Source organism: Aureimonas pseudogalii (assembly GCF_014196835.1).
In the GTDB taxonomy this organism is placed as follows: domain Bacteria; phylum Pseudomonadota; class Alphaproteobacteria; order Rhizobiales; family Rhizobiaceae; genus Aureimonas; species Aureimonas pseudogalii.
The window spans coordinates 130811-154314 of record NZ_JACIEK010000005.1 but is presented as its reverse complement, the minus strand read 5'-3'; the positions used below and the strand labels follow the sequence as shown (position 1 = coordinate 154314).

Genomic DNA, 23504 nt, shown 5'->3' with positions numbered 1-23504 from the left:
CGGGCGTCGAACGGGAGCGGTCGAGATGAAGATCCTGCTCCTCGGAGCCACCGGGCTGGTGGGCGGCCACGTGCTGGAACGCCTGCTCGCCGACGAGCGCGTCAGCGAAGTCCTCGCGCCCGTGCGGCGGTCGCTCCCGCTCCATGCCAAGCTCGACGCGCCGCTCGTCGATCTCGTGCGATGGCCGGAGACGGCGGGCGAGCGGCCGCTCGATGCCGTGATCCTCGCCTTCGGCACGACGCTCGCGCGCGCCGGATCGAAGCCGGAGTTCCGCCGCGTCGACCACGATCTTCCGCTCGCTCTGGCCGGATGGGCGCGCGAGTGCGGCGCACGGCGGATTGCGCTGACGTCCTCCGCCGGCGCCGACGCCGCGTCGCGCTTCTTCTATCTTCGCGTGAAGGGTGAACTGGAGGAAGACCTCGCAGCCCTCGGATTTCCCTCGCTCACCTTCGTGCGCCCCGGCCTGATCGGCGGCGAGCGCATTGAGAGCCGACCCGCCGAACGACTGGCCCAATCGGCGAGCGGCTGGCTGTCTCCGATCCTGCCGCGCCGGCTTCGGCTCCATCCGGCGCCGCGCATTGCCGAGACGCTCGTCGAAGCGGCGCTGACGGGACGGCCGGGCGTTCACATCGTGGGCTCGCGCGATCTGGCCTGACCGACGCCCCCCGCTTCGGCCGACATTCGTCCGCCGCTTGACGTCGGCGACGGCTGGCCTCTCTCCCCTGCCGAAACCGCTATTCGGCCGGGCGTTCCAAGCACCAGCCGCTTCCCGCCCGCCCAGGAGTTCGCCATGCATCCCCGGATCGAAGACTACGCGCTGATCGGCGACTGCGAGACGGCGGCGCTCGTCGGCCGCGACGGCTCGATCGACTGGCTGTGCTTCCCGCGCTTCGATTCGCCCGCCCTCTTCGCCGCGCTGCTGGGCACGCCGGAGAACGGTCGCTGGCGTCTGGCGCCGAGCGACGAGACCACGCGGAGCGAGCGCGCCTACCGCGAGGACACGCTGATCCTCGAAACGCTGTTCCGCACCGAGAGCGGCGTCGCGCGCCTGATCGACTTCATGCCGCCGCGCGACGGGCGGCCCAACATCATCCGCATCGTCGAAGGGGTGGAGGGTCGCGTCGAGTTCGACTTCGACCTCGCGATGCGCTTCGACTACGGGCGCACCATGCCCTGGGTGAACCGCATCGACGCGCAGACGCTGACGGCCGTCGCCGGCCCCGACCTGATGATCCTGCGCACCCCCGTCGAGGTGCATGGTCAGGACATGCACACGCGCGGACGCTTCACCGTGGAGGCGGGACAGCGCCTGCCCTTCGCGCTGACGCATCAGGCCTCGCATCTCGAACTTCTCGCTCCGATCGATCCGGAGGCGGACCTACGCGACACCGAGGCGTTCTGGCGCGAGTTCGCCGGGCGCTGCCCGGAGGTCGACGGCTACACGGCCGACGTCAAGCGTTCGCTCATCACGCTGAAGGCGCTGACCTATCGGCCCACCGGCGGCATCGTCGCGGCCGCCACCACCTCGCTGCCCGAGCAGATCGGCGGCGGGCGCAACTGGGACTACCGCTACTGCTGGCTGCGCGACGCCACGCTGACGCTGCTCGCCTTCATGCATCTCGGCTATTACGAGGAGGCCCATGCCTGGCGCGACTGGCTGATGCGCGCGGTGGCCGGCGATCCCGCGCAGATGCAGATCATGTACGGCGTCGCGGGCGAGCGCCATCTCCTCGAATGGGAGGCGCCGTGGCTGGACGGCTTCCGAGGCTCGAAGCCCATCCGCGTCGGCAACGCCGCCGCCGACCAGTTCCAGATCGACGTCTACGGCGAACTGGCCGACATGCTGGCGCAGGCCCAAACCGGAGGGCTCGCGCCGCATCCCCGCTCGCCGGCCATTGCCGACGCCGTCATGCCCTTCCTCGAAGCCAACTGGCGCGAGCCCGACGAGGGCATCTGGGAGGTGCGCGGCGGCCGCCAGCATTTCGTGCACTCCAAGATCATGGCCTGGGTCGCCTTCGACCGGGCGGCCAATCTCGCCGCGGACCAGGCCACCACCGATCGCTGGCGCCGCGTCGCCGACGAGATCCATGCCGACGTCTGCGCCCGCGGCTTCGATCCCGAGCTCGGCAGCTTCGTGCAGGCCTACGGGTCGAAGGCGCTGGACGCGAGCCTGCTGCACGTGGCCCTCACCGGCTTCCTGCCGCCCGATGATCCCCGTGTCGTCGGCACGGTGGCCGCCGTGGAGCGTCGCCTGCTGCGCGACGGCTTCGTGCTGCGCTACGATACGGGCGAGACCGAAGACGGCCTCCACGGCGAGGAAGGCGCCTTTCTCGCCTGCTCCTTCTGGCTGGCCGACGCCTATGTGCGGCTCGGCCGCATTGAGGATGCCGCGCGGCTCTTCGAACGGCTGCGCGCGCTGCAGAACGATGTCGGGCTTCTGGCCGAGGAGTACGATCCGAAGGCGAAGGAGATGCTCGGCAACTTCCCACAGGCGTTCAGCCATGTCGGCCTGATCGTCACCGCGCTCAATCTCTCGCGGGCCACGGGGCCGGGCGAACAACGCGGCGAGAGCGCCGCGTCCTGATCGCAGCGGACGGCCGGACAAAAAAATAGCCCGCTCGGGGGAGGACCGAGCGGGCCAGTTTGTGCATGGATCTGGGAGGAAACGATGCAAAGCCACCATGCCATGCTGCGCTGCAGGAGAGAATGCGCGATTTTGCATGGGAGCTATGCCGCAGCGCAACCATGCGGTCTCTGTGCCGGGGTCGGGCGGGACGCCACCGGATTGGAGGCGGTGGCCGATCGTCTGTGGATCGATCGCGTTCGCGGGAACCGATCCGTGCCCCTCGGCTTGTTTCCCTATCGAAACGACCGAGGGTCCGATGTCACAGCCACCTATCGCCCTCGTGGTGGACGACGAACCGTTGATCCGCATGGATGCCGGCGACATTCTGAGCGAGGCCGGGTTCCACGTCGTGGAAGCGCGCAACGCCGACGAGGCCTATGCGCTGCTCGACCAGCACATGAGCCTTCGGCTTCTCTTCACGGACGTGCAGATGCCCGGCGAACTCGATGGGTTCGCCTTGGCGCGACGTGTGGCCGAGGGCTGGCCGCATGTCTGCGTCATCGTCGCGTCCGGCGCAATCGGGCCGGGCCCTCACGACCTGCCGGCGGGAGCGCAGTTCATCAACAAGCCGTTCACGCCCGACCTCGTGCTCGAGTCCGTGCAGAAATCGCTTGGCGCTCTGCCGGTGGAGGAACGGTCGAACGACGAACCGGGCAAAGACGAAGCCGCCGGATAGACGTTGGATCTCCTATCGCGAACTCAGCGCCATTCCCGGCGGTCACGTGTCTTCGCCGACACACCAACAAATTTTCCCAATCGAGACATGCTCTGGTCAGATCCTTCATGTATCTTCATAGCAATCAACCGACGAGGTCCAGGAAGATGCTCACTGTCAGCTGGCGAGATGTTGCACATGCGAAGACACCGGGACCAGTAAGCTTTAAAGAATATTCACTGGACTTGCGGACCGAGGACATCGCTCGCTGGGTGGAAGACCCGGATGGTCGGTTCAAGCTGGTGTTGAGCGAGACGCAGCCACAGGCCCAGCTCGGAATGTTCTATCCCAGCCTTTAAGGCTCTCTCGCGGGTGCGGGACAAACCACCCTGCTCGCTGCGGCACGATGTCTTACGCTTCGGAAATCCCGCCGGAATAGCATGGGATGCTGACGAAAATGCCGTTCGGGCATCTCGGCGGACTGGTCACGGCTCGGTGATCGCGATACCAGCGGCCCATCCGAGGCTTCGATGGATGGGTCGGTCCTGCCGGACCCCCACAGGCGTTCCGCATGCATCCGCAAGACGGTCTTCCCCAGCGGCAGCGCAATCTCGCCTTCGCGACGATCGCGCTCGCCCTCTTCGTCGCGGTCCTCGACGGCGCCATCGCCAACATCGCGCTGCCGCCGATCACGCGCGAGCTCGGCATCCGGCCCGTCGATGCGATCTGGGTGGTGAACGCCTACCAGCTCGCCGTGACCATGGTGCTGCTGCCGCTGGCCTCGCTCGGCGAGCGCATCGGCTATCGCCGCGTCTATCTCGGCGGTCTCGCGCTCTTCACGATCGCGTCGCTTCTCTGCGCGCTGTCGAGTTCGCTGCCCCTGCTCGTGGCCGCTCGCGCCTTGCAGGGGCTCGGCGCCGCCGGCGTGATGAGCATCAACATCGCGCTCGTGCGGTTCATCTTTCCGCGCGCCATGCTGGGACGCGCGGTCGGCAACGTCGCGATGATCGTCGGCGTCTCCTCGGCCGCCGGCCCATCCATCGCAGGGCTGATCCTGACGGTGGCGCCGTGGCAGGCGCTGTTCCTGATCAACGTTCCCATCGGGATCCTGGCGCTTCTCGTGGGATCGCGCACCCTGCCCCACACGCCGCGCTCGCCCCATCCGTTCGACGTTCGCAGCGCGCTGCTCAGCGCAGCGACGTTCGGCCTCGTCATCTCCGGCATCAACGGGCTCGGCCATGCCGAGGGTGCGGCGCTGGCGATCGGGCAGATCGTGCTTGGGCTCGGCGTCGGCATCGTCTTCGTGCGCAGCCAACTCGGCCTCGCGGCGCCGCTCCTGCCGGTCGATCTTCTGGCGCGGCCCGTCTTCGCGCTCTCGGCGATCACCTCGATCTGCTCCTTCAGCGCGCAAGGCATCGCCTTCGTATCACTGCCCTTCCTGCTCCACGACACACTGGGGCGCAGCGCCGCCGAGACCGGGCTGCTGATGACGCCGTGGCCGATCGCCACCGCACTCGCCGCCTTCGTCTCGGGGCGGCTGGCCGATCGCTTCGAGCCCGGTCGCCTCGCCGCATTCGGCCTCGCGGTTTTCGCCGCCGGCCTCTTCGCGCTCGTCTGGCTTCCCGCCGCGCCGAGCGATGCCGATCTCGTCTGGCGCCTCGTGGTGGCCGGCCTCGGCTTCGGTCTGTTCCAGTCGCCCAACAACAAGGTGCTGATCGCCAGCGCCCCGCGCGAGCGTTCTGGCGGCGCCAGCGGCATCCAGTCCACGGCGCGGCTCGTCGGCCAGTCGTTGGGCGTGGCGTTCCTCGCCGTCATCTTCGGCCTCGTTCCCAGCCATGCGGTACCGACCGCCCTCGTCCTCGCGACGTGTCTGGCAGCCGCCGGCATCGTGCCGAGCGCGATGCGCCGCTTCGTCCCCGACGCCGCGCCGGTGGCAGCCCCGCAAGCCGCCGACATCGACGGCTGAACTCGGAGCCGCCGGGCGGCGCGGTCGCGATCCGACCGGTGGCCGGCGAAGATTTCCGACCCCGGTGCCGCTGGCCCGCCATGTCGGCGAGACCAGATTCAGTCTCCATTGGTGCCGGGAACCGGCGCCTCGACGGAGACACCCACCATGCAGCGCTTCGAGATTACATGGGACGAGGCGAAGTTGCGCCGGATCATGGAACAGGTCCGCGCCTTCCACCCGCCTCTCGCCCCGGACAGCGCAGACGGCGACGGCTGGCGCTACGGCTGCGACCCGGCCTTTCTGGAGAGGCTGCGACAGTACTGGCTCGACGGGTTCGTTCCCGCTGCCGCCGAGCGCGAGCTCAACCGCTTTCCGCAGTTCACCGTGCGCGTCGAGGATCTCGACATCCATGCCGTCCATCTCGTCGGCGAGGCCGAGGGGCGCCGCCCGCTGCTCCTGACGCATGGCTGGCCGGGGTCGATCTACGAGTTCTGGCAGGTCGCCGAACCCCTCGCCTTTCCCAGCCGCTTCGGCGGGCGCGCGGAGGATGCGTTCGACCTCGTGATCCCCTCGCTGCCGGGGTTCGGTTTCTCGGGCAAGCCGACGCGGCCGATCGGCCCGCGCACCGTGGCACGCCTCTTCGACACGATGATGCGCGAGGGCTTCGGCTATCCCCGCTATCTCGCGCAAGGCGGCGACTGGGGCGCCGGCGTCAGCGCCTGGATCGCGCTCGACCATCCCGCAAGTGTCCGGGCGATCCATCTGAACTACCTGCTCGTGCAGCCGGCCGGCGACCCGGAGACCCCCGAGGAAAAGACCTGGAAGGCCGACTTCGACGACGCGCAGCAGCGGCTCGGCGGCTATTCGCACCTGCAGGGCACGAAGCCGCAATCCCTCGCCTATGCGATGGCCGGCAATCCGATGGCGCAGGCGGCGTGGCTGGTAGAGCGCTTCCACGACTGGGCGGACCTTCGCCACAAACGCTTCGAGGAGGTGTTCACGCTCGACCAACTGCTGACCGATGTGATGATCTACGTCATGAACGACGCTTTCACGACGGCCGCCTGGATCTATGCGGGTGCGGCAGAAGAGGGCGTGCGCAAGATGGCCGCCGGGCAGCGGGCCGAGGTGCCCACCGCCTTCTCGGCCTATCCCGACCCCCGCTCGCCCAACCCGCCGCGAAGCTGGGTGGAGCGCGGCTACCGGGTGGAGCGCTGGCGCGACATGGAACGCGGTGGGCACTTCGCGGCGATGGAGGAACCCGCGCTCTTCGTGGACGACCTGCGCGACTGGGCGCGATCGCTCGGCTAGGGCCGGCAAGGCGGCAACATCGGCGAGACGTTTGGATACGAAACGTAACATCACGGCCCGAAACCTGTCGCGGAATTCCCGCACCCTGCAAAGGTTCGAGACGGAGATGAACCGATGCAGCGCAACTGGACCCGCGGCCTGTCGCTGACCGGCAACCTCGCCCGCCGCCTCGCCGTCCAGGCGCTGGTGTCGGGCACGGTCATGGTCGCCCTGCAGGCGGCTTAGCAGATGGAGCACACCCTTGCCGGGGTCGACTGGTCGCAACTCGCCGACGACGGGGGCTCGTTCGGACGTTCGTCCGCCCTCGCGCAAGCGGACGAAGTCGGGAGGCCCGCCGCCGCCGCGCACCCGGCACCTGCGGTCGAAAACGTCGCGCCGGCAAGCCTGCGGGAAGCCCGCCTTCCCGTGCCCGCCGGCCGGGACGCCCGTACCCGCTCGCCGAGCATTGCAGAAGCGGTGGTGCGCGTGCGAACCGGTCGCGCGTCGCGGGCCGCGCCCGTCGTCGCGGTTCGCAGCGCCGGGCTGGCGAGCCTCGCCTCCGAGACGCTGCGCTTCGACGAATGCCATCCAGCCTGCGAGTCGCGCGACCCGCTGCTCCTGCGGGTCGCGCAGCGCGAGCCGGTCGGCGCCGCGATCTCCCGCGCCGCCGAAGACGCTGCCGCCCCCTCGCAGCTGAAGACCCCTACCGATGGCGGCGATGCGGGACGTTTCATGCAAGCCGAACCGGCGGCCCCCACACGTTTCGGAGCGCTCTGGAACGACGTCCTCGGCGGGTGGCAGACCGCCCGGCAGGCGACGGGATCGGTGGTCGGACGCATCGGCTAAACGGTCGGCCTCGCGTCAGCCGAGCGGTAGCGAGACGCTCTGGCGCAGCCCGCCGCCCTCGCGGTTGGCGATGGCGATGGTGCCGCCGTGCCGCTCGACGATTTCGCGGGCAATGGCGAGACCGAGGCCTGCTCCCGCGCCCGAAGCCCGCGTTTCGCGACCGCGCGCCGGATCGACGCGGACGAAGGGCTCGAAGACGCGGTCGAGCAGCGCATCGGGAATGCCCGGTCCGCGGTCGTCGATCTCGATGATCCCGTGCCCAGCCGCCTCGCGCATCCGGACGCTCGCGTCTTGGCCGTGGCGCGCGGCGTTCTCCAGAAGGTTGCCGAAGGCGCGTCGCAGGCCGAGCGGCTCGCCGCGAACGCTCGCCGGCGGCATCTCGCCCTCGATCGCGACGACGAGGCCGATCTCTCCGAGTTCGCCGACCAGGGCGGAAAGGAGGGCGCCGAGGTCGAGCGACCGACGCTCGCCCGCACTCGCCTCTTCCTGCACGAGGCGAATGGCGCTGTCGGCGATCGCGTCGAGCTCCGCAAGGTCGCGGAGCCAGGTCGCCCGATCCTCTTCGGGCAGGAATTCGGCGCGCAGGCGCATGCGCGTCATCGGCGTCCGCAAGTCGTGGCCAGCGGCCGCCACCAGCCGCATGCGGCTTTCCGTTGCGCTCGCGAGCCGTTGCGACAGAGCGTTCAGAGCGCGCGCCGTCGCCTTCACCTCGGCCGGTCCCTCTTCGGGCACGTGCGGCAGGGTGCCGTCCGGCCGAATGCGGATCGCCGCCGCTTCAAGGACGGCGAGCGGTCCGACGATCCGCGACGCCGCATAGAGGGACACCGCCGGCGCGCCGAGAACCACGAGCGCCAGATAGGCCGCAAGCGGTCGCACCGGTGACGGCGGCCCTCGAAGCGTCGGCAGATAGGCCCAGCGCCCGGCTTCGAGCGGCACGGCGAGTGCGGCATCGCCGTCCGGCGACCGGACGATCCGAACCGCGGGATCGAAGAGCGTCGCCCCCGGCTCGTGCGGGGGCGCGCTCGCGCTCGCAGGAGGCGCGCCACCGACCGGGATGCCGACAGCCGCAGCCCGATCGGCCGAGCCGCCGATCAACCGGATCAGCCGATGCGTCTGCTCGGCGAAGAGCGCGTCCGGCGGCGCGTCGCCGCGCGGCCGCTCGACGATCCGCACGGTCACCGCGGCGGCGATCACCACGACGGCGAGGATGGCGACCACCAGCAGCGCGGCGAGGCGCGCGCGCAGCGAGGTCATGACGTGCCGACCTCCACGCGCGCAGCGAACTGGTAGCCGCCGTTGCGCACGGTCTTGAACAGGCGAAACACACCGTTGTCGCCGAACTTGCGACGAAGGCTGCTCATGGTCACGTCGATCGTGCGGTCGAGCGGATCGGCCGAGACGCGCCCGTGCAGGAGATCGAGAAGCGTCTCGCGCGACAGGACGCGGTGCGGCCGCTCCAGAAAGATCAGCAGAAGGTCGAACTCCGCGCCGGTCAACGCGACAGGGGTGCCGGCTTCGTCCCACACGTCGCGCGCCGCCTCGTCCACCTCGTAGCTCTCGAACCGGAAGATGCGCCGGGCCGGCGGCGGGGAGCGCGCCGCCGCATCGCCGGCCGGTCCGCGCCGCAACACGGCGCGGACCGGCCGGCGAGCTCGCGCGGGTTGAAGGGTTTGCCGAGATAGTCGTCGGCGCCGAGTTCGAGCCCGACGATTCGATCGACGTCTTCCTTCAGGGCCGTCAACAGGATCACCGCCGGGGCGCCGGGACGACCTTTGATCTCACGGCAGATGTCGAGCCCCGAGGCGTCGGGCAGCATCACGTCGAGCACCACGAGGTCGATGCGCCCCTCCGCGAGGCACGTCTCGCACGCGCGCCGATCACCGGCGAGCACGGACTCGAAGCTCTGCGTCTCGAGGTAGCGGCCGAGCAGTTCGCGGATGTCGCGATCGTCGTCGATGACGAGGATGCGCGGCGCGCCGGTCATCGCGTCGCGTTCCTCGGAAAGGGTCCGCATCGTCCTAACGTATTTTGCATGGCAGCCATGCAAACTCCTCTATCGCCAAGCCGGCCGCGGAGGGCGCATAGATGGAGATAGCAAGCGTTCCTCCCGATTGTTTGCATAAATTAGCCCGCCCGGCTTGCCGAGGCGGGCATTCTTTTGCCTGGAGACCGGCCGGGGTCAGCCCTGCCCGTCGCTTCGTCCCATCACGGCGTCGATATGCTGCGCGGCGCCCTGCGCCTCCTCCGCCGTCAGCAGCCCGAAGCGCATGTCGCAGCGCCAGCTTTCGCCCCCTTCCAGCCGGACGTAGCGCCCCTCGCGCATTTCCAGCGATCGTCCGCCGCTCATCGAGGTCGAGGGGAACGAGAAGCCGATCGCGTCCTGGTCGGGCGTCCGGCAGATCCAGCGGTTGAGGACGGGCGCCTGCTCCGGGCGGTGGCCGACATAGTCGGCCGTGCCGTCGGGATGACGCTGGACGGCGTGGGCCCAGCCGTCGCCATCGGCTACCGCGTCGATGGTGAACACCACTTCGGGATCGAAGGCGAGGCCGGGCGTCAGCTTGTGGTGGAGGGCGGGATCCTCGGCCAGCCGGGCAATGAAGTCGCCGTAGCCCGGCCCGGGCGTGATGTGTCCGGGGATCGTGCGGCGCACGCGAACGGCCTCGGCCGTATAGGGCGCGGTGTAGGCGAGTTCGCCGTCGTCCACCGGCCGGAAGTTCAGATGCGCGAGATACATCAGCGGCATCGGCGTGCGCTTGCGGTTGCGCACATGGAGATGGGCGTCGATCAGCGCCGCGTCGGCCTGCAGCGTCAGATCGCAGCTCATCTCGTAGTCGGTGAAAAAGGCCACCGTGTGCCGGAACGTGCCGCCGAGCGTCACCGTCTGCCGGGCCTCGTCCACCACGAGATGGGCGTCGCGGAAGGCCGCGGTCGGCAGTTCGCCATGCAGCGGATGGTCGTCGCCCTCGGCCGGCGCGCCGATCGCGGTCAGCCCGCAGTGAATGAGGAAGGCGCCGTAGCTTTCGAGATAGACGAGCGAGGCGGCCGGCTCCTCGAACATCGAGCGCATCGTCAGCTCGCGTCCGTCGAAGCTCGCCCGCCAGATCTGCTGGCCTCGATAGGGCAGCGCCACGATCTCGCCGCGCCGGTTGCGCAGTCGCAGCGCCGCCACTCCGGAGCGGTAGCGAAAGGTCGAGACCTCGAAGCTCGCGAGCGTGCAGAGGGGCTTCTCGTTCATGGCGAACATCGCGTCGTCGAGTTCGATTCGGATCGGCATGCCGGCTTTCCATCTCCCGTGATCGGCCACGAGCATGGGCCTCGCGGCGCGGGCCAAGGCAAGCCCTTTCTCGTGCGTCCCGTTCATCGGCCGCAGAGTGGAAGCGGTTCCCCTCGCCTTCGCGATCAGGCCGAGCGGGCAAGACCGGGAGCTGCCGTCACATCGCTGCGGGGCGGGATCGCGGGTCTGCGGGCGGCGACGCTTTCCTTGCGCGTCGGCAGAGCCACGAGCACGCCCACGACGAAGCCGCAGAGGCCGCGCCACTCGTAGCTGAAGCCGATGACGATGATCAGCATCGCCAGGCACAGCCGCAGTTCGGGCGAGAAGCGGAAGCCGCGGCTGGCATAGGTCACGTAGCCCGCATAGGCGGTGATCAGCCGCCAGAGCGAGATGCCCATGAGCAGCGCCAGACCGACGAAGCCGGTGTTCACGATGGTGCCGAGATAGGCGCTGTGGATCGATCCGCCCCAGAGGCGCACGTGCGTGGCGGTGAACAGGTAGTATTTCGGCCGATCGCCGAGCGGCAACCCGAACAGGTAGTCGAAGGTCGACCAGTCCGCGAGGTTCTGCAGGAAGCCGGACCAGATCAGCGTCCGGTAGGTGAAGGTGCCGCCCTTGCCATATTGCGCCGCGGTGCCTTCGATCAGCTGGGCGTTGATCGGCGTGTTGGTGATCGCGAGGGCGAGGAAGCCCAGGATGATGGCGACGATGCCGAGATAGGTGACGCCGCGGTAGCGGTTGCACAGCATGAAGCCGAGGGCGATCATCAGGCCGATCGAGGCGGTCCGCTGTCCCGACAGGAGGATCGCGGCGAGGAACAGGATCGTCAGCGCGTCGAGACGGAAGCGATGCTCGCCCGGCGGGCCCGTCTCGATGCGCCGGCACATGCGCAGCACGATCGCGATCGACAGAAGCAGCACGGAAAAGGCGTTGAGCGTGCGCCCGTCATTGTAGAGAACGCCCGGAATGGTGGTCCATTCGACGGCCGCGAAAAGCTCGAAGCCGAAGACGTTGCGCAGCAGCGAGAGCGCGCAGGTGGCCAGCGCGAAGCCGGTGAAGATCTGCGTGACGCGGCCGTAGCCGACGCGCTCGATGCCGCCGGTGAGGACGCAGAGCAGCAGTCCGAAGAACACCGTGTCGAAGCGGAAGCCGAGGAATGTCCGCAGCGGATCGCTGAAGGCCCCGCGCAGCATGGCGACCGCGTAGATCAGCGTGAAGATGGTGATCACGAGCGGCAGGCGGACGCGCGTTCCCAGAATGAAGAGAACCAGCGGCCCGAGGGCGAGCGTCACGAGATCGTCGGCCCAGATCGCGGTCGAGCCGAGTTGAGCGATCTCGGCGGTTCCCCGCAGGTCGAGGAAGAACGTGGCGAACAGCGAGGCCACGAGGATGTAGACGTCAAGATACCGGCGTAGCTGCTCGGCGAGCCCACCGGTCTGCCGGGCAGTCCGGACGCCTCGCCCGGCAAGTGTACGGCCTGCAACCGTCATCGATCACCTCGTCCCACGCGAACGGCGCATGTCCTTTCAGGCACCGTCCCGGCCTGCCACACGGCGACATCCAGCCTGCACCGCACCCATGATATCCTTTCGTCATTGCACCGCACAGCGCAATTGCGTTTAAGTCCGCCTAGTTTGCCTGCACCAGGCTTACGATTGAGCATGAGGAGCCGTCATGGCGGAAAACAAGGTTGCCCTGATCACGGGCGCGACGGGTCAGGACGGGGCCTATCTTGCCGAGCTGCTGCTGTCGAAAGGCTATACGGTCCACGGTCTGAAGCGCCGCTCCTCGTCGTTCAACACGGGCCGCGTCGAACATCTCTACCAGGACCCGCACGAGGCGGATCCGCGCTTCATCCTGCACTACGGCGACATGACGGATTCCACCAACCTCATCCGCATCGTGCAGCAGACCCGGCCGGACGAGATCTACAATCTCGCGGCCCAGAGCCACGTGCAGGTGAGCTTCGAGACCCCCGAATACACCGCCAATGCCGACGCGATCGGCACGCTGCGGCTGCTCGAGGCGATCCGCCTTCTCGGGTTGAACGACAAGACGCGCTTCTACCAGGCCTCCACCTCCGAGCTCTACGGGCTGGTGCAGGAGGTGCCGCAGAGCGAGAAGACGCCGTTCTATCCGCGCAGCCCCTACGCGGCGGCCAAGCTCTACGGCTACTGGATCGTGGTGAACTACCGCGAGGCCTACGGCATGCATGCCTCGAACGGCATCCTCTTCAACCACGAGAGCCCGCTGCGCGGCGAGACCTTCGTGACGCGCAAGATCACCCGCGCCGTCGCGGCCATCAAGCAGAAGCGCCAGGAGCGGCTCTATCTCGGCAATCTCGACGCCCAGCGCGACTGGGGCCACGCCCGCGAATACGTCCGCGGCATGTGGCTGATGATGCAGCAGGAAAAGCCCGACGACTACGTGCTGGCGACCGGCGAGACCACCTATGTGCGCCAGTTCGTGGAATGGGCCTTTGCCGAAGTCGGCATCACCATCGAATGGCGCGGCACGGGCGTCGATGAAAAGGGTTTCGACGCCGCAACCGGCGCCTGCCTCATCGAGGTGGACCCGCGCTACTTCCGCCCGACCGAGGTCGAGCTCCTGCTCGGCGACCCGACCAAGGCGCGCGAGGTGCTCGGCTGGAAGCACGAGACCGGCGTGCGCGAGCTCGTGGCCGAGATGGTGCGCGAGGACATGAAGATCATGGCGAACAGCCCGGTGCTGGCCGATGCCTGAGGGTTCCTACGATCTCTCCGGCAAGCGCATCTTCGTCGCCGGCCATCGCGGCATGGTCGGCTCGGCCATCGTGCGGCGCCTCGCGAGCGAGAACTGCGAGGTTCTGACGGCGGGCCGCGACCGGGCGGATCTGCGCCGCCAGACTGAGGCGGAGGCCCTGCTGCGCGACCTTCGCCCGGACGTGGTGTTCATGGCGGCGGCCAAGGTCGGCGGCATTCTGGCCAACGACACCTATCCGGCGGACTTCCTGTTCGACAATCTGATGATCGCGGCGAACGTCTCGAAGGCGGCGCACGAGGCGGGCACCGAGAAGTTCCTGTTCCTGGGGTCGAGCTGCATCTACCCCAAGCTCGCGCCGCAGCCGATCGAGGAGGAATCGCTCCTCACCGGACCGCTCGAGACCACCAACGAGTGGTACGCGGTGGCCAAGATCGCCGGCATCAAGATCGGTCAGGCGTTCCGGCGCCAGTATGGCTGGGACTTCATCTCGGGCATGCCGACCAATCTCTACGGCCCCGGCGACAATTTCGACCTCGCCTCCAGCCACGTCATGCCGGCGCTCCTGCGCAAGGCGCACGAGGCCAAGCTCGCGAACGCGCCGAGCATCACCGTCTGGGGTACGGGCACGCCGCGCCGCGAGTTCCTGCATGTCGAGGACTGCGCCGATGCGGCGGTCTTCCTGATGCAGCACTATTCCGACGAGATGCACGTCAACATCGGATCGGGCACGGATCTCAGCATCCTGGAGCTGACGCAGCTCGTCTGCGACGTCGTCGGCTATCGCGGCGAGATCATCCACGACCTCACCAAGCCGGACGGCACGCCGCGCAAGCTGATGAGCGCCGACCGGCTGCGCGGCATGGGCTGGCAACCGCGCATCGGCCTCGAAGACGGCGTGCGCCGGACCTACGAGTGGTTCCAGGCCCACCACGCCTGATTGGATCGGGAGCGGCCCGCCGCTCCCGATCCGCCTTCGCCGTCTCAGGCAGCGCGCAGCTGTGGCATGGCGACGCGCACCGTGCCGCTCGCCGGCTGCCCGGCAATGCCCTTCACCGTCAGCCAGAACGGCCGAAGCTGGGTGGCACCGGCGAGGTCTCCCGGCGGCGGCGCCAGCAGCCCATCGACCGCGTCCGGCGGCAGCGGTCCGCTCGCGGCCTCGAAGGTCGATCCCATGTCGAACCCGTCGGTCGCCAGTTCCCCCGTGGCCGCCGACAGGCGCTGGCCGGACTGTCGGCGGATCTCCAGCCCGACGAGGGAGAGGTTCTCCGACCCCGCGTCGATCCGGTAGCGCATCTGCACGTCGGCGAGCGAGGTTCCCGGGGTCAGCCCCGCCGGAATCGCCGTCGACGAGACGTAGGCGTTCACGTTGAGCGAAGCGACGCCGGAAAAGCTCATCACCAGCCAGTTGAGGCCGTTCGCCTCCTCCATGCGCGTCGTGATTCCGGTGCCGGAGGGCACGGTCCAGCCGGACGGCGCCGCGCCGCTCGTCACGAAGTCCCCGCCCACGAGCACGCCCGCCCGCGTCTGCGGGTCGTAGGTGCGGGTCACCCGGGCGAGCGCCTGCCAGATCTCGCGACCGACGGCGAAAGCGCCGCGCTTCGACCAGTGAATGCCGTCGCGGTAAGCCCAGCCGAGCGGCGACGCCGAGTCGGGCCCGGCTGCAACCGCGTTCCAGCTCGGCACCACGACGAGGCCGGACGCGGGATCGGCGAGCGCACGCACGCCGTCGCGCACCGCGATCTGCTTGTCGGGGTAGCCGAGGCCGGCCACCGGCACCTCGTCGAGGAGGAGGCAGACCCGGCCGGGGTCGGACTGGACGAAGGTCCGGGCCATGAAGGCGAGGTTTTCGAGCGTGCGCTGCGCCGAGATCGCACCGCTGTTGGCATCGTTGACGCCGCCTAGAAGCACCAGGATCGCGGCATCGGAGGCGAGCACGGCCGGGAACTGGTTGGCGCGGATCTCCTCGGTCGTGGCGCCGCCGACGCCGCTGTTACGCGCCTTTCGAAAGTCGATGCGACCGAGCGAGAGCTGCCGCGCCCAGGTCACCGGGCCGATATTGGTGATGGTGCCCGAGCGGAAATTGTCGAGCGTCCGGCTGTCGCCGAGCGCGGCGACGCGGTTGTTGGCGGCGAGGCGCTGTGTCAGCGCGACTTGCAGCAGCCTCGCTGCCGAGCGCACGGGCAGATCGGCTCGGGCCTCGATGCGGTGCGCGCCGCCGTCGAGGACGCCGAGGTCGAGCGACCAGCGACCGCTTGCATCGGCCGTCGCGCTGCCGCGCTGCGCACCGTCGACGAAGACCGTGACGGAGCGACCCCCGAGCGCCGCGCCCGCGCCGTCGCGCACGAGACCGGAGGCGACCGTCCGCCCGCCCGAGGCCGAAACGGTGATGGGAAGGCGCAGACCGCCGCCGGCGCGGCCCGAACCGGAAAGACCGAGCATCATCGTCAGCGGTCCAGCACGGCGATGCGATCGCCGAAGTCGAGCGCGAAGTCGCGCGTCTGCCCGTCCAGCACCAGGAAGCCCGAGACCGGCGCGCCGGCCGCGGGAAGCTGCGCCACCGGCGCGGCGCCGCAGGCGATCCAGACCGCCCCCTCCTCGGCCGTCACCGACACGAAGCCCGAGCCCGGCGGATCGCCGCTCGCGAGCGTGCTCGCCACCGACGCCGCGCCGCTGGCGAGAACCTCGGACCGGCTGCCGGCAAACCGCGGCACCGGCATCGAGCCGCCCTCGATCGAGCGGTTGCCCACCTGGCAGAACGTCACTGTCACCTTGGCCATCCGACCCTCCTTCGCAAGAAACGCGGCGATTGTCGGGCCGACGGCGCGAAGGGGGATAGATCGCGGCCCTCAGCGCTCGCGCATCGAGTGGGCGAAGGCGTCGGTCAGCGGCCGCGTCAGGTAGGAGGCGACCGTGCGCTCCGCCGTGGGGATGACGATCTCGGCCTCGATGCCCGGTCGCAGGCGCTCCGTCAGGTCCGCCGGCGCGTCGGCCATGTCGAGGCGCACCTCGCCGTTGACGATCGTGCGGCGACCCTGCTCGTCCGGCACCGCGTCCGGCGAGATGCGCAGCACCGTGCCCGTCATCTGCATCGTGTGGAAGGACTGCAGTCCGGAGAACCGGAGGTTCGCCGGCATGCCCGGCTTCACCTGGTCGGCATAGTTCACGGGCAGCTGCATGCTGACCACGAGGTCGTCCGAGGTCGGCACGATCTCCATCACCGCGACGCCGGGCGTCACCACCGCACCGAGCGCGCGCACGCGCAGGTTCTGCACCACGCCGTCCTGCGGCGAGCGGATTTCGGTGCGCGTCAGCAGCTGGCGCTGCATGTCGAGCTGAACCTTCAGCGAAGCGGCCTCGGCGCGCGTCTCGGAAAGCTGCTTGCCGATCTCCTCCTGCCGCGTCTGGTCGGCCTTCAGGCGTTCGAGATCGACGCCGTCGAGCGAGGAGCGGGCCTGGTCGCGCTGAATGGCGATGGCGGCGCGCTGATCCTCCAACTCGCCGAGATCGGCCTGCTTGGTGACGAGCGTCGACGTCGAGACGAAACCCTTCCCCACGAGCTCCCGCGTGCTCTCGATCTGCTTGGCGGCGTCGCGGATCTGCGCGTCCAGCCGGTCGAGGCGCTCCGACTGCTTCTCGACCTGCGCGGCGAACTGGCGCTTCTGGTTCGCGTAGATCTCGATCTGGCGCTGGCGGGTCGCGAGGCGGGTCGCGAAGACGCGCGCTTCCGTCTCGAAGGCCTCGGCGAAGCGCGCCTCGCCGGCCTCGCCGGTGAGATCCGACAGAAGGGTGCGGGTGGGCAGCTCCACCGCGAAGCTCTCCTCGTTCTCGACCTCGGCCTTCAGGCGGAGATCGGTGAGGAAGGCCGCGACGTAGCGCGAGCGCAGGATGTCGATCTGCGCCGCCGTCTCGGTCGCCTCCAGGGTCAGGAGACGCTGGCCCTTGCGCACCACCTGCCCCTCCTCCACGTCGATCGTCGACACGATGCCACCGGTGAGGTGCTCGATCGACTTGCGGGTCGAGGCGACGGCGACGGTGCCCTTGGCGATCACGGCGCTGGCGACCTGCGCCAGAACCGCCCAGGAGACGAACGTGCCGAGACCGAGAACGGCGGTGCCGTAGCCGAGGCGTGACAGGCGGCGGATGGACCGGCTGTGGCGGTCCTCGCCCGAGGGTTCGGACTTACGACGCGAGCTGATGAACGGCAGCATGGAGCAGGTCCTGTGGGTTGCCGAGGGAAGAGGCGGTATCGGTCGTGGTGGCGAGGCGCGGCTGGGTCTGCAGCGGGCCGTGGGCCTTCACGGTGCCGTTCGCGAGGGTGAGCACGCTGTCGGCGATGGCGAGGATCTTGGTCTTGTGGGCCGAGAAGAGCACCGCCGCGCCGCGCCCGCGCGCGCCGTTGATGGCGCGGATGAGGCAAGCCTCGCCCTGCGCGTCGAGATGGGCGTTGGGCTCGTCGAGGATGACGAGGCAGGGATTGCCGTAGAGGGCGCGGGCCAGCGCCACGCGCTGCCGGATGCCGCCCGAGAGCGCGACGCCGCCGGGGCCGATCTTGGTCGCGTAGCCCTCCGGCAGCTTCTGGATGAGCTCGTGCAGCCCGGCATGGCCGGCCGCCTCGATCACCGCGTCGCCGTCGGGCTCGGCCATGCGGGCGATGTTCTCGGCGACGGTGCCGGGATAGAGCACGATCTCCTGCGCGACGTAGCCGACATGCCGGCCGAGCGTGTCCGGGTTCCACTGGTCGAGCGCGAAGCCGTCCACTCGCACCGTGCCACGGTCTGCCGCGATGGCGCCGACGACGGCGCGGATCAGCGTCGACTTGCCGGCGCCGGAATGGCCGGCCAGCGCCAGGATCGAGCCGGGCGCCAGGGTGAACGAGACATTGCTGAGAAACGCGCGTCCGGTGGCGGGATCGGCGACCGTGACGTTCTCCACCGACAGGACGCCCTTGGGCACCGGCAGGTCCATCGGCGCTTGCACGCTGGGCGCGGCGTCGAAGAGCTCGTTCAGGCGGCGATAGGCAGCGCGCGCTTCGAGGAAGGGCTTCCAGTTCGCCACCGCCTGCTCGACGGGCCCGAGCGCGCGGCCCATGAGCAGCGAGGCCGCGAACATCGAGCCGCCGGAAATCTGGTTCTGCATCGTCAGGTAGGCGCCGACGCTGATGAGGCAGAGTTGCAGCAGCATGCGCGCGAATTTCGACAGCGCCAGCAGTGCGCCGGAAATGTCGTTGGCGCGGGTCTGCGCCGCCAGCACCTTGTCGCGAGAGACCTTCCAGCGGTCGAGCATGCGCGTGCCCATGCCGAGCGGACGGATCGTCGCGATGCTGTCGAGGATCAGCGCGGCTTCCGCGAACGAGGCGCTCGACGCCTGATTGGCGGCCTCGACATGGCTGCGCGTCGCCCGCTCGTTGATCAGCGCCAACCCGAGCACCACCACCGCGCCGACGAGCGCCGTCATTCCCAATGCAGGATGCAGCATCCAGCACAGGAGGATGAAGAGCGGCGCCCAAGGCGCGTCGAGGAACATCACGAGGCCTGCGCCGGTGAGGAACTCGCGGAACTGGTCGGCGTCGCGCAGATGCCGGATCTTGCCGTTGCGGCGGGGATCGCGCTGCGGCGTGGCGAGGCGCGTGAACAGCGGCCGCGCGATCAGCTCGTCGAACCGCAGACCGGCGCGCACGAGAATGCGCGAGCGCAGGAAGTCGAAGACGCCGAGAAACACGAGCAGCGCGACGGTGATCGCGGCGATCGTCACGAGCGTCGGCACGGAGCGCGAGAACAGGACCCGGTCGTAGACCTGGATCATGTAGATCGGCATGGCGAAGGCCAGGAGATTGCAGATCGTGCTGAACGCGAGGACCGGCGTCAGGATGGTTCGGAAGGAGCGGACGGCTGCTCCGAGAGGGCCGGCAGACTGGGTCATCGCACGCGACCTGCTTTCGAGACGATTGGCGGATCGCTCCACGCTACCCCTCGCGGCGTGAAGGCTTGGATAAGCGCAATAGTGAACGAAATCCACAACATGGTCTCCCGACCGGACCCGTCACCCGAGCGACGGACGCCCGCCGCGTGGAACGGCGAAACGGGTCACCAGTCCGCGATGGTTCGACCCGAACGAACCGGGCATCGCCTCCACGGACAGGATCGTGGCGCCGCGCGCCAACACGTGGTCGATCGGCAGCCGCAGCGCACCGAGCGCCGCCGGCCAGGTGCCGACATAGGAGCCGGAGAAGACGAAACCGGTCCGGCGTGCCCAGTCCGCCAGCTGCGGCGACCATGGCAGGGTATTGAAGTCGCCGGCCAGAAGGACCGGCTCGCGCAGCCGGCTCACCCGCTCGGCGAGGACGCTGAGTTCGATCGCCGCGAGGTCGTCGAACCAGGGCTTCGTCAGATGGACGCCGACCAGCGTCAGCGGATGACCGTCGAAGTCGATGCCGAACTGGACGTAGCGGCTGGCTGGCACAGCGCCGAGGCTCGCCGTCCAAGCCGCCTTGGGCGGATGTTTCGACAGCAGCAGCATGTCGCATTTCGATCGCCCGTCGCAGCCGATCCGGTAGGGATAGACCGTCGAGAGCACGGGCAGAGAGGTCGCGAAGCCCTCGGCCTCAAGCAGCAGTACGGCATCGGCGCCGCTGGCGAGGAGATAGGGCACGGCGTCCGCCGCCCGTTCGTTGGCATGGAACGCGTTGAAGCTGACCAGCGTGAACACCGCGTCTGCTCTGGATTGCAGGTCGGCCGGGCCCTGCGACACCGCCTGCCATCGGTCGAAGGCGGACCAGAGCGCCGCCGCGGCCAGCACCACCAGGACTGCAGGTCGCGCCCTTCGGCGCAGTATCACCAATGCAAGCGCCACGAGGAGAAGCGGCGCGGCAACGATCGGCGCGAGTTGCGCGGCGACGGGAAAGCGGACTGCGAACGGCTCGACCACCGAGAGCGCCGCGATCGTCGCGAGCGCGGCGCCCGCCAGCGTCAGAGCGCCCGACAGTTCGTCTCGCAGTCGCATGCGCCCGGCGCTCCCGTGCCCTCCCCGCACCGTTGCAGGATCAGGAATATGTTTCGCATTCGCGAAACGGAGGCGGCAAGCTGCCACCCCGTCTCGCACTTGCGAAATCGATCAGTTTCCCGTCAGGTCGTGAGCCTAGAACGACGTGCAACCGACGAACCGGCTGGAAGCGACCCCATGCCCGAATGGATGAAACAGGACATCGTCGGTCTCACCGGACTGGCACGCGACGCGCTGCACGTGCATATCGGGCTCGGTCTGATGCTGGCGGCCGCGGCTTTGCTCAAGGGCCGACACATCGTGCGGGCCTGGCTCTTCGTGCTCGCGGCCGAACTTCTCAACGAAGCCACGGAGCTCAGCGGCGCCTTTCCCGATCCGAGCGAGGGCGACTGGGCCGGCTCGCTGCACGACATCGCCAACACGATGTTCTGGCCGACGCTCATCCTCGTCGCCGTCCGCCTCGGGCTCGTCCGGCTGTTTCCGACATCCCCGGTCGAGCGTGAGCCGACACGCTCGGTGGCGCCATCGAGCGATGCGTCGTCGATCCCGGATCAAGCCTCGCGCGAGATCTCCGCGGAGGCCATGGTCAGCCCCCACTTGAGCAGCCGCGCCGCCGCCCCATCGTCGGCCGCCTCCACGTAGCAGCGCAGCTCCGGCGCGTTGCCGGAGGGGCGGTAGTGGACGATCGAGCCGTCGCCCGCGGTGATCCGCACGCCGTCGAACGTGTTGATCGCGGCGACGCCGCCCTTCTCCGCAAACAACGCATCGGCGGCACCGGGCATCTCCGCCAGCCGCGCGAGGAAGGCGCGGCTCCGCTCGGACGGCACCTCCTGCAGGCGGTCGGCCGCTGCCGAGCCGGCCTTCAGCCCGGCCACGACCTGCGACACCGACTGGCCCGCCGACTTCGCCTGCGCGAGCACGCAGACGATCGGCAGGAACGCATCGCGCGTCGGCATCGCGGCGAGGCGCCGGTCACCGATCTCGACGTCGGACCCGAGCAGCACGCCGCCATTGGCCTCGAAGCCGACGACGACGCCCGTGGTCTCGCCAAGCGCCTCCTCCATGCCGGAGATGACGAAGGGCGAGCCGACGCGCGTGCGGCGCACCGCGTCGAGGAAGGGCGCGCGCTCCATGCTGGACGAGGAGGTGACGGGCGTCACCACGACGCTCGCGCCGAGCTGGCGCGCCGTGAGAAGACCCACGAGATCGCCGCGCACGACGCGGCCCGTCTCGTCGGCCACGAGCGGGCGGTCGGCATCGCCGTCGGTGGAGACGATCGCGTCGAACCGTCCTTCCGCGCCCCAGACGGCGAGAAGTTCGACGTCTTCTGGCCTGTGCGCCTCGGTGTCCACGGGAATGAAGCTGTCGGCGCGCGCCAGCGGCGTGACGGTTGCGCCGAGGCGGGCCAGACCATCGGTCAGCACGTCGCGCGCCACCGAACTCTGCTGGTAGACACCGACCCGCAGGCCGGCGAGCGCCTGCGGCCCGAAGAAATCGACGTAGCGGGCGACGTAGCGCTCGACCGCACCCTCGCCCGTCTCGATCGCGCCGTCTGCCGATGTAGCGGCTGCGTCCGGTTCGGCCTCGAAGGCGGCGCGAATGCCCTCCTCGTCCTGCTTGGTGATCTCGCCGTCCGGCCGGTAGAATTTCAGCCCGTTGCGGTCGTCGGGAATGTGGCTGCCGGTCACCATCACCGCCGCCGCGCCGCGGCGCAGCGCATCGAGCGCCAGCGCCGGCGTCGGCAGCGCGCCGCAGTCGATCGCCCGCCAGCCCAATGCCGCCGCCGCCTCCAGGCAGTCGCGCGCGATCGCCGGGCTGCTGGAGCGAAGGTCGCGCCCGACCAGAATCTCTCGCGAGGCCGGCGCGGCGCCGCTCGCGCTCAGATGCTGCAGGAAGGCGGTGGTCCAGTCGCGGCTCGGGCCGCCGACGAGATCCACCACCAGGCCGCGCAGGCCGCTCGTTCCGAATTTCAGGCTGCTCATGGATCGACAGGTCTCGCTTGGCGGGAAAGGTCCGGGCGTCAGTTCCGCGCGTAGATGTCCTCGAAGCGGATGATGTCGTCCTCGCCGGTGTAGGAGCCGACCTGCACCTCGATGATGTTGAGGTCGATCTTGCCGGGATTGCGCATCCGGTGGGTGCAGCCGATCGGCAGGTAGGCCGCCTCGTTCTCGTGGTAGAGCCGCACCACGTCGTCGATCGTCACCTCGGCCGTGCCGTGCACCACCACCCAATGCTCGGCGCGGTGGTAGTGGCGCTGCAGGCTGAGCACGCCGCCCGGCTTGACGCAAATCTGCTTGACCTGGAAGCGCGCGCCGATGTCGATGCGCTGATACCAGCCCCAGGGGCGGTGGATGCGGTGATGTTGCCCGGCCTCCGAACGGCCCTCGCGGTGGAGCTGCGCCACGAGCGCCTTGACGTCGGGCGCGCGGTCCTTGGAGGCGACGAGAACGGCGTCCGGCGTCGAGACCACCACGACGTTGTCGAGCCCGACCACGGTGGTGAGCACCTGGTCGGAGCGCACGAAGCTTCCCGTGGTGCCGAGAACCGAGACCGGCCCCTCCAGCACGTTGCCGTCGTCGTTGCGGGTCTTGATGTCGTAGAGCGCATCCCAGGAGCCGACGTCCGACCAGCGGAAACGGGCCTTGAGCACGCCGGCTTTGCGCGTGCGCTCCATCACGGCATAGTCGATGGAGATGCGCGGCGAGCGGGCGAAGGCGTCCTTGTCGAGACGCAGGAAGTCGAGATCGCGCTTCGCGCCCTCAATGGCGCCGCGTGCCGCCGCCAGCACCTCGGGCACGTTGGCCTCGAGTTCGGCCAGCATCACCGGCACCGGGAACAGGAAGTTGCCGCTGTTCCAGCTGTAACCTTCCTCGATGTAGCGCTCGGCGGTCTGCGTATCCGGCTTCTCGGCGAAGCGCTGCACCTGGAAGCACTGGTCCTCCCCCAGCGGCTCGCCGGCGGCGATGTAGCCGTATCCGGTGGAAGGCCAGGTCGGATGGATGCCCAGCATCATGATGCGCCCCTCGCCCGCGCAGCGCGCAGCGGTGAGGCAGTCTTCCACGAAGAGCTCGTCGTCGGCGACGATATGGTCGGCGGCCAGCACGAGGCAGAGCGCCTCGGGGTC

The 23504-nt window shown here is 69.2% G+C and carries 19 protein-coding genes and 1 pseudogene; 9 read left to right on the top strand and 11 right to left on the bottom strand.

Going from position 1 to position 23504, the window contains the following annotated elements; all coding sequences use genetic code 11:
• Nucleotides 1-25 precede the first annotated feature (25 nt).
• The 6 genes from GGR04_RS11645 to GGR04_RS11620 all read left to right on the top strand — a co-directional run bounded on the left by GGR04_RS11645 (nt 26) and on the right by GGR04_RS11620 (nt 7365).
• On the top strand, nt 26-655 hold the full coding sequence (locus GGR04_RS11645) for an NAD-dependent epimerase/dehydratase family protein (protein ID WP_183200064.1): 630 nt from the start codon (nt 26-28) through the stop codon (nt 653-655).
• 135 nt (nt 656-790) lie between these two features.
• Entirely contained in the window at nt 791-2584 is a 1794-nt protein-coding gene (locus tag GGR04_RS11640) for a glycoside hydrolase family 15 protein (RefSeq protein ID WP_183200063.1), read from the top strand.
• A 298-nt stretch (nt 2585-2882) separates the two neighbouring features.
• Complete coding sequence (locus tag GGR04_RS11635; protein WP_183200062.1) at nt 2883-3302, top strand: response regulator; 420 nt, start codon at nt 2883-2885, stop codon at nt 3300-3302.
• 550 nt (nt 3303-3852) lie between these two features.
• A complete protein-coding gene (locus tag GGR04_RS11630; RefSeq protein WP_183200061.1) occupies nt 3853-5247 on the top strand; it encodes an MFS transporter in 1395 nt (464 codons plus the stop codon).
• Between the two features lie 147 nt (nt 5248-5394).
• On the top strand, nt 5395-6540 hold the full coding sequence (locus GGR04_RS11625; RefSeq protein ID WP_183200060.1) for an epoxide hydrolase family protein: 1146 nt from the start codon (nt 5395-5397) through the stop codon (nt 6538-6540).
• Nucleotides 6541-6768: 228 nt separating this feature from the next.
• Nucleotides 6769-7365: a hypothetical protein gene (locus tag GGR04_RS11620; protein ID WP_183200059.1), complete on the top strand. Its 597-nt coding sequence runs from the start codon at nt 6769-6771 to the stop codon at nt 7363-7365.
• A 15-nt stretch (nt 7366-7380) separates the two neighbouring features.
• Here the strand turns inward: GGR04_RS11620 and GGR04_RS11615 are convergent, their stop codons facing one another.
• The 4 genes and pseudogenes from GGR04_RS11615 to GGR04_RS11600 all read right to left on the bottom strand — a co-directional run bounded on the left by GGR04_RS11615 (nt 7381) and on the right by GGR04_RS11600 (nt 12129).
• Nucleotides 7381-8619, bottom strand: a complete 1239-nt coding sequence (locus tag GGR04_RS11615) for an ATP-binding protein (RefSeq protein WP_183200058.1) — start codon at nt 8617-8619, stop codon at nt 7381-7383.
• Nucleotides 8616-9349, bottom strand: a pseudogene (locus GGR04_RS11610) (response regulator transcription factor). Before GGR04_RS11610 ends, GGR04_RS11615 begins: the two are co-directional and overlap by 4 nt.
• A 195-nt stretch (nt 9350-9544) precedes the next feature.
• Nucleotides 9545-10639, bottom strand: coding sequence for a DUF4432 family protein (locus GGR04_RS11605; protein ID WP_183200057.1), 1095 nt, complete (start codon nt 10637-10639; stop codon nt 9545-9547).
• A gap of 125 nt (nt 10640-10764) precedes the next feature.
• On the bottom strand, nt 10765-12129 hold the full coding sequence (locus GGR04_RS11600; protein WP_183200056.1) for an O-antigen ligase family protein: 1365 nt from the start codon (nt 12127-12129) through the stop codon (nt 10765-10767).
• 184 nt (nt 12130-12313) lie between these two features.
• Here GGR04_RS11600 and gmd point away from each other — a divergent pair, with 184 nt between their 5' ends.
• Nucleotides 12314-13381, top strand: coding sequence for a GDP-mannose 4,6-dehydratase (gene gmd, locus GGR04_RS11595; protein WP_183200055.1), 1068 nt, complete (start codon nt 12314-12316; stop codon nt 13379-13381).
• A complete protein-coding gene (fcl, locus tag GGR04_RS11590) occupies nt 13374-14318 on the top strand; it encodes a GDP-L-fucose synthase (RefSeq protein ID WP_183200054.1) in 945 nt (314 codons plus the stop codon). The genes gmd and fcl overlap by 8 nt, the downstream gene beginning before the upstream one ends.
• A 44-nt stretch (nt 14319-14362) precedes the next feature.
• Here fcl and GGR04_RS11585 read toward each other — a convergent pair whose 3' ends face one another.
• From GGR04_RS11585 to GGR04_RS11565, 5 genes are all read right to left on the bottom strand, one after another.
• A complete protein-coding gene (locus GGR04_RS11585) occupies nt 14363-15823 on the bottom strand; it encodes a GDSL-type esterase/lipase family protein (RefSeq protein ID WP_183200053.1) in 1461 nt (486 codons plus the stop codon).
• Between the two features lie 2 nt (nt 15824-15825).
• On the bottom strand, nt 15826-16158 hold the full coding sequence (locus GGR04_RS11580) for a hypothetical protein (protein ID WP_183200052.1): 333 nt from the start codon (nt 16156-16158) through the stop codon (nt 15826-15828).
• A gap of 69 nt (nt 16159-16227) precedes the next feature.
• Entirely contained in the window at nt 16228-17589 is a 1362-nt protein-coding gene (locus tag GGR04_RS11575) for an HlyD family type I secretion periplasmic adaptor subunit (protein WP_183200051.1), read from the bottom strand.
• Nucleotides 17561-19300, bottom strand: coding sequence for a type I secretion system permease/ATPase (locus tag GGR04_RS11570; RefSeq protein WP_183200050.1), 1740 nt, complete (start codon nt 19298-19300; stop codon nt 17561-17563). Before GGR04_RS11570 ends, GGR04_RS11575 begins: the two co-directional genes overlap by 29 nt.
• Nucleotides 19301-19420: 120 nt before the next feature.
• Nucleotides 19421-20380, bottom strand: coding sequence for an endonuclease/exonuclease/phosphatase family protein (locus tag GGR04_RS11565; protein ID WP_183200049.1), 960 nt, complete (start codon nt 20378-20380; stop codon nt 19421-19423).
• A 177-nt stretch (nt 20381-20557) separates the two neighbouring features.
• Between GGR04_RS11565 and GGR04_RS11560 the strand changes: the two genes are divergently transcribed.
• On the top strand, nt 20558-21022 hold the full coding sequence (locus GGR04_RS11560) for a hypothetical protein (protein WP_183200048.1): 465 nt from the start codon (nt 20558-20560) through the stop codon (nt 21020-21022).
• On the opposite strand, the gene GGR04_RS11555 is transcribed toward GGR04_RS11560, so the two are convergent.
• Nucleotides 20932-22362: a phosphomannomutase gene (locus GGR04_RS11555; protein ID WP_183200047.1), complete on the bottom strand. Its 1431-nt coding sequence runs from the start codon at nt 22360-22362 to the stop codon at nt 20932-20934. The genes GGR04_RS11560 and GGR04_RS11555 overlap by 91 nt on opposite strands.
• Nucleotides 22363-22400: 38 nt before the next feature.
• Nucleotides 22401-23504, bottom strand: a 1104-nt coding sequence (locus GGR04_RS11550) for a mannose-1-phosphate guanylyltransferase/mannose-6-phosphate isomerase (RefSeq protein ID WP_183200046.1), incomplete at its 5' end; no start/stop codon positions are given.

Coding starts and splice junctions, on each gene's coding strand:
- GGR04_RS11565 (WP_183200049.1), bottom strand. CDS start 20,380: ATGCGACTGCGAGACGAACTGTCGGGCGCTCTGACGCTGGCGGGCGCC.
- GGR04_RS11555 (WP_183200047.1), bottom strand. CDS start 22,362: ATGAGCAGCCTGAAATTCGGAACGAGCGGCCTGCGCGGCCTGGTGGTG.
- GGR04_RS11615 (WP_183200058.1), bottom strand. CDS start 8,619: ATGACCTCGCTGCGCGCGCGCCTCGCCGCGCTGCTGGTGGTCGCCATC.
- GGR04_RS11640 (WP_183200063.1), top strand. CDS start 791: ATGCATCCCCGGATCGAAGACTACGCGCTGATCGGCGACTGCGAGACG.
- GGR04_RS11605 (WP_183200057.1), bottom strand. CDS start 10,639: ATGCCGATCCGAATCGAACTCGACGACGCGATGTTCGCCATGAACGAG.
- gmd (WP_183200055.1), top strand. CDS start 12,314: ATGGCGGAAAACAAGGTTGCCCTGATCACGGGCGCGACGGGTCAGGAC.
- GGR04_RS11630 (WP_183200061.1), top strand. CDS start 3,853: ATGCATCCGCAAGACGGTCTTCCCCAGCGGCAGCGCAATCTCGCCTTC.
- GGR04_RS11570 (WP_183200050.1), bottom strand. CDS start 19,300: ATGACCCAGTCTGCCGGCCCTCTCGGAGCAGCCGTCCGCTCCTTCCGA.
- GGR04_RS11635 (WP_183200062.1), top strand. CDS start 2,883: ATGTCACAGCCACCTATCGCCCTCGTGGTGGACGACGAACCGTTGATC.
- GGR04_RS11560 (WP_183200048.1), top strand. CDS start 20,558: ATGCCCGAATGGATGAAACAGGACATCGTCGGTCTCACCGGACTGGCA.
- GGR04_RS11620 (WP_183200059.1), top strand. CDS start 6,769: ATGGAGCACACCCTTGCCGGGGTCGACTGGTCGCAACTCGCCGACGAC.
- fcl (WP_183200054.1), top strand. CDS start 13,374: ATGCCTGAGGGTTCCTACGATCTCTCCGGCAAGCGCATCTTCGTCGCC.
- GGR04_RS11600 (WP_183200056.1), bottom strand. CDS start 12,129: ATGACGGTTGCAGGCCGTACACTTGCCGGGCGAGGCGTCCGGACTGCC.
- GGR04_RS11575 (WP_183200051.1), bottom strand. CDS start 17,589: ATGCTGCCGTTCATCAGCTCGCGTCGTAAGTCCGAACCCTCGGGCGAG.
- GGR04_RS11585 (WP_183200053.1), bottom strand. CDS start 15,823: ATGATGCTCGGTCTTTCCGGTTCGGGCCGCGCCGGCGGCGGTCTGCGC.
- GGR04_RS11645 (WP_183200064.1), top strand. CDS start 26: ATGAAGATCCTGCTCCTCGGAGCCACCGGGCTGGTGGGCGGCCACGTG.
- GGR04_RS11580 (WP_183200052.1), bottom strand. CDS start 16,158: ATGGCCAAGGTGACAGTGACGTTCTGCCAGGTGGGCAACCGCTCGATC.
- GGR04_RS11625 (WP_183200060.1), top strand. CDS start 5,395: ATGCAGCGCTTCGAGATTACATGGGACGAGGCGAAGTTGCGCCGGATC.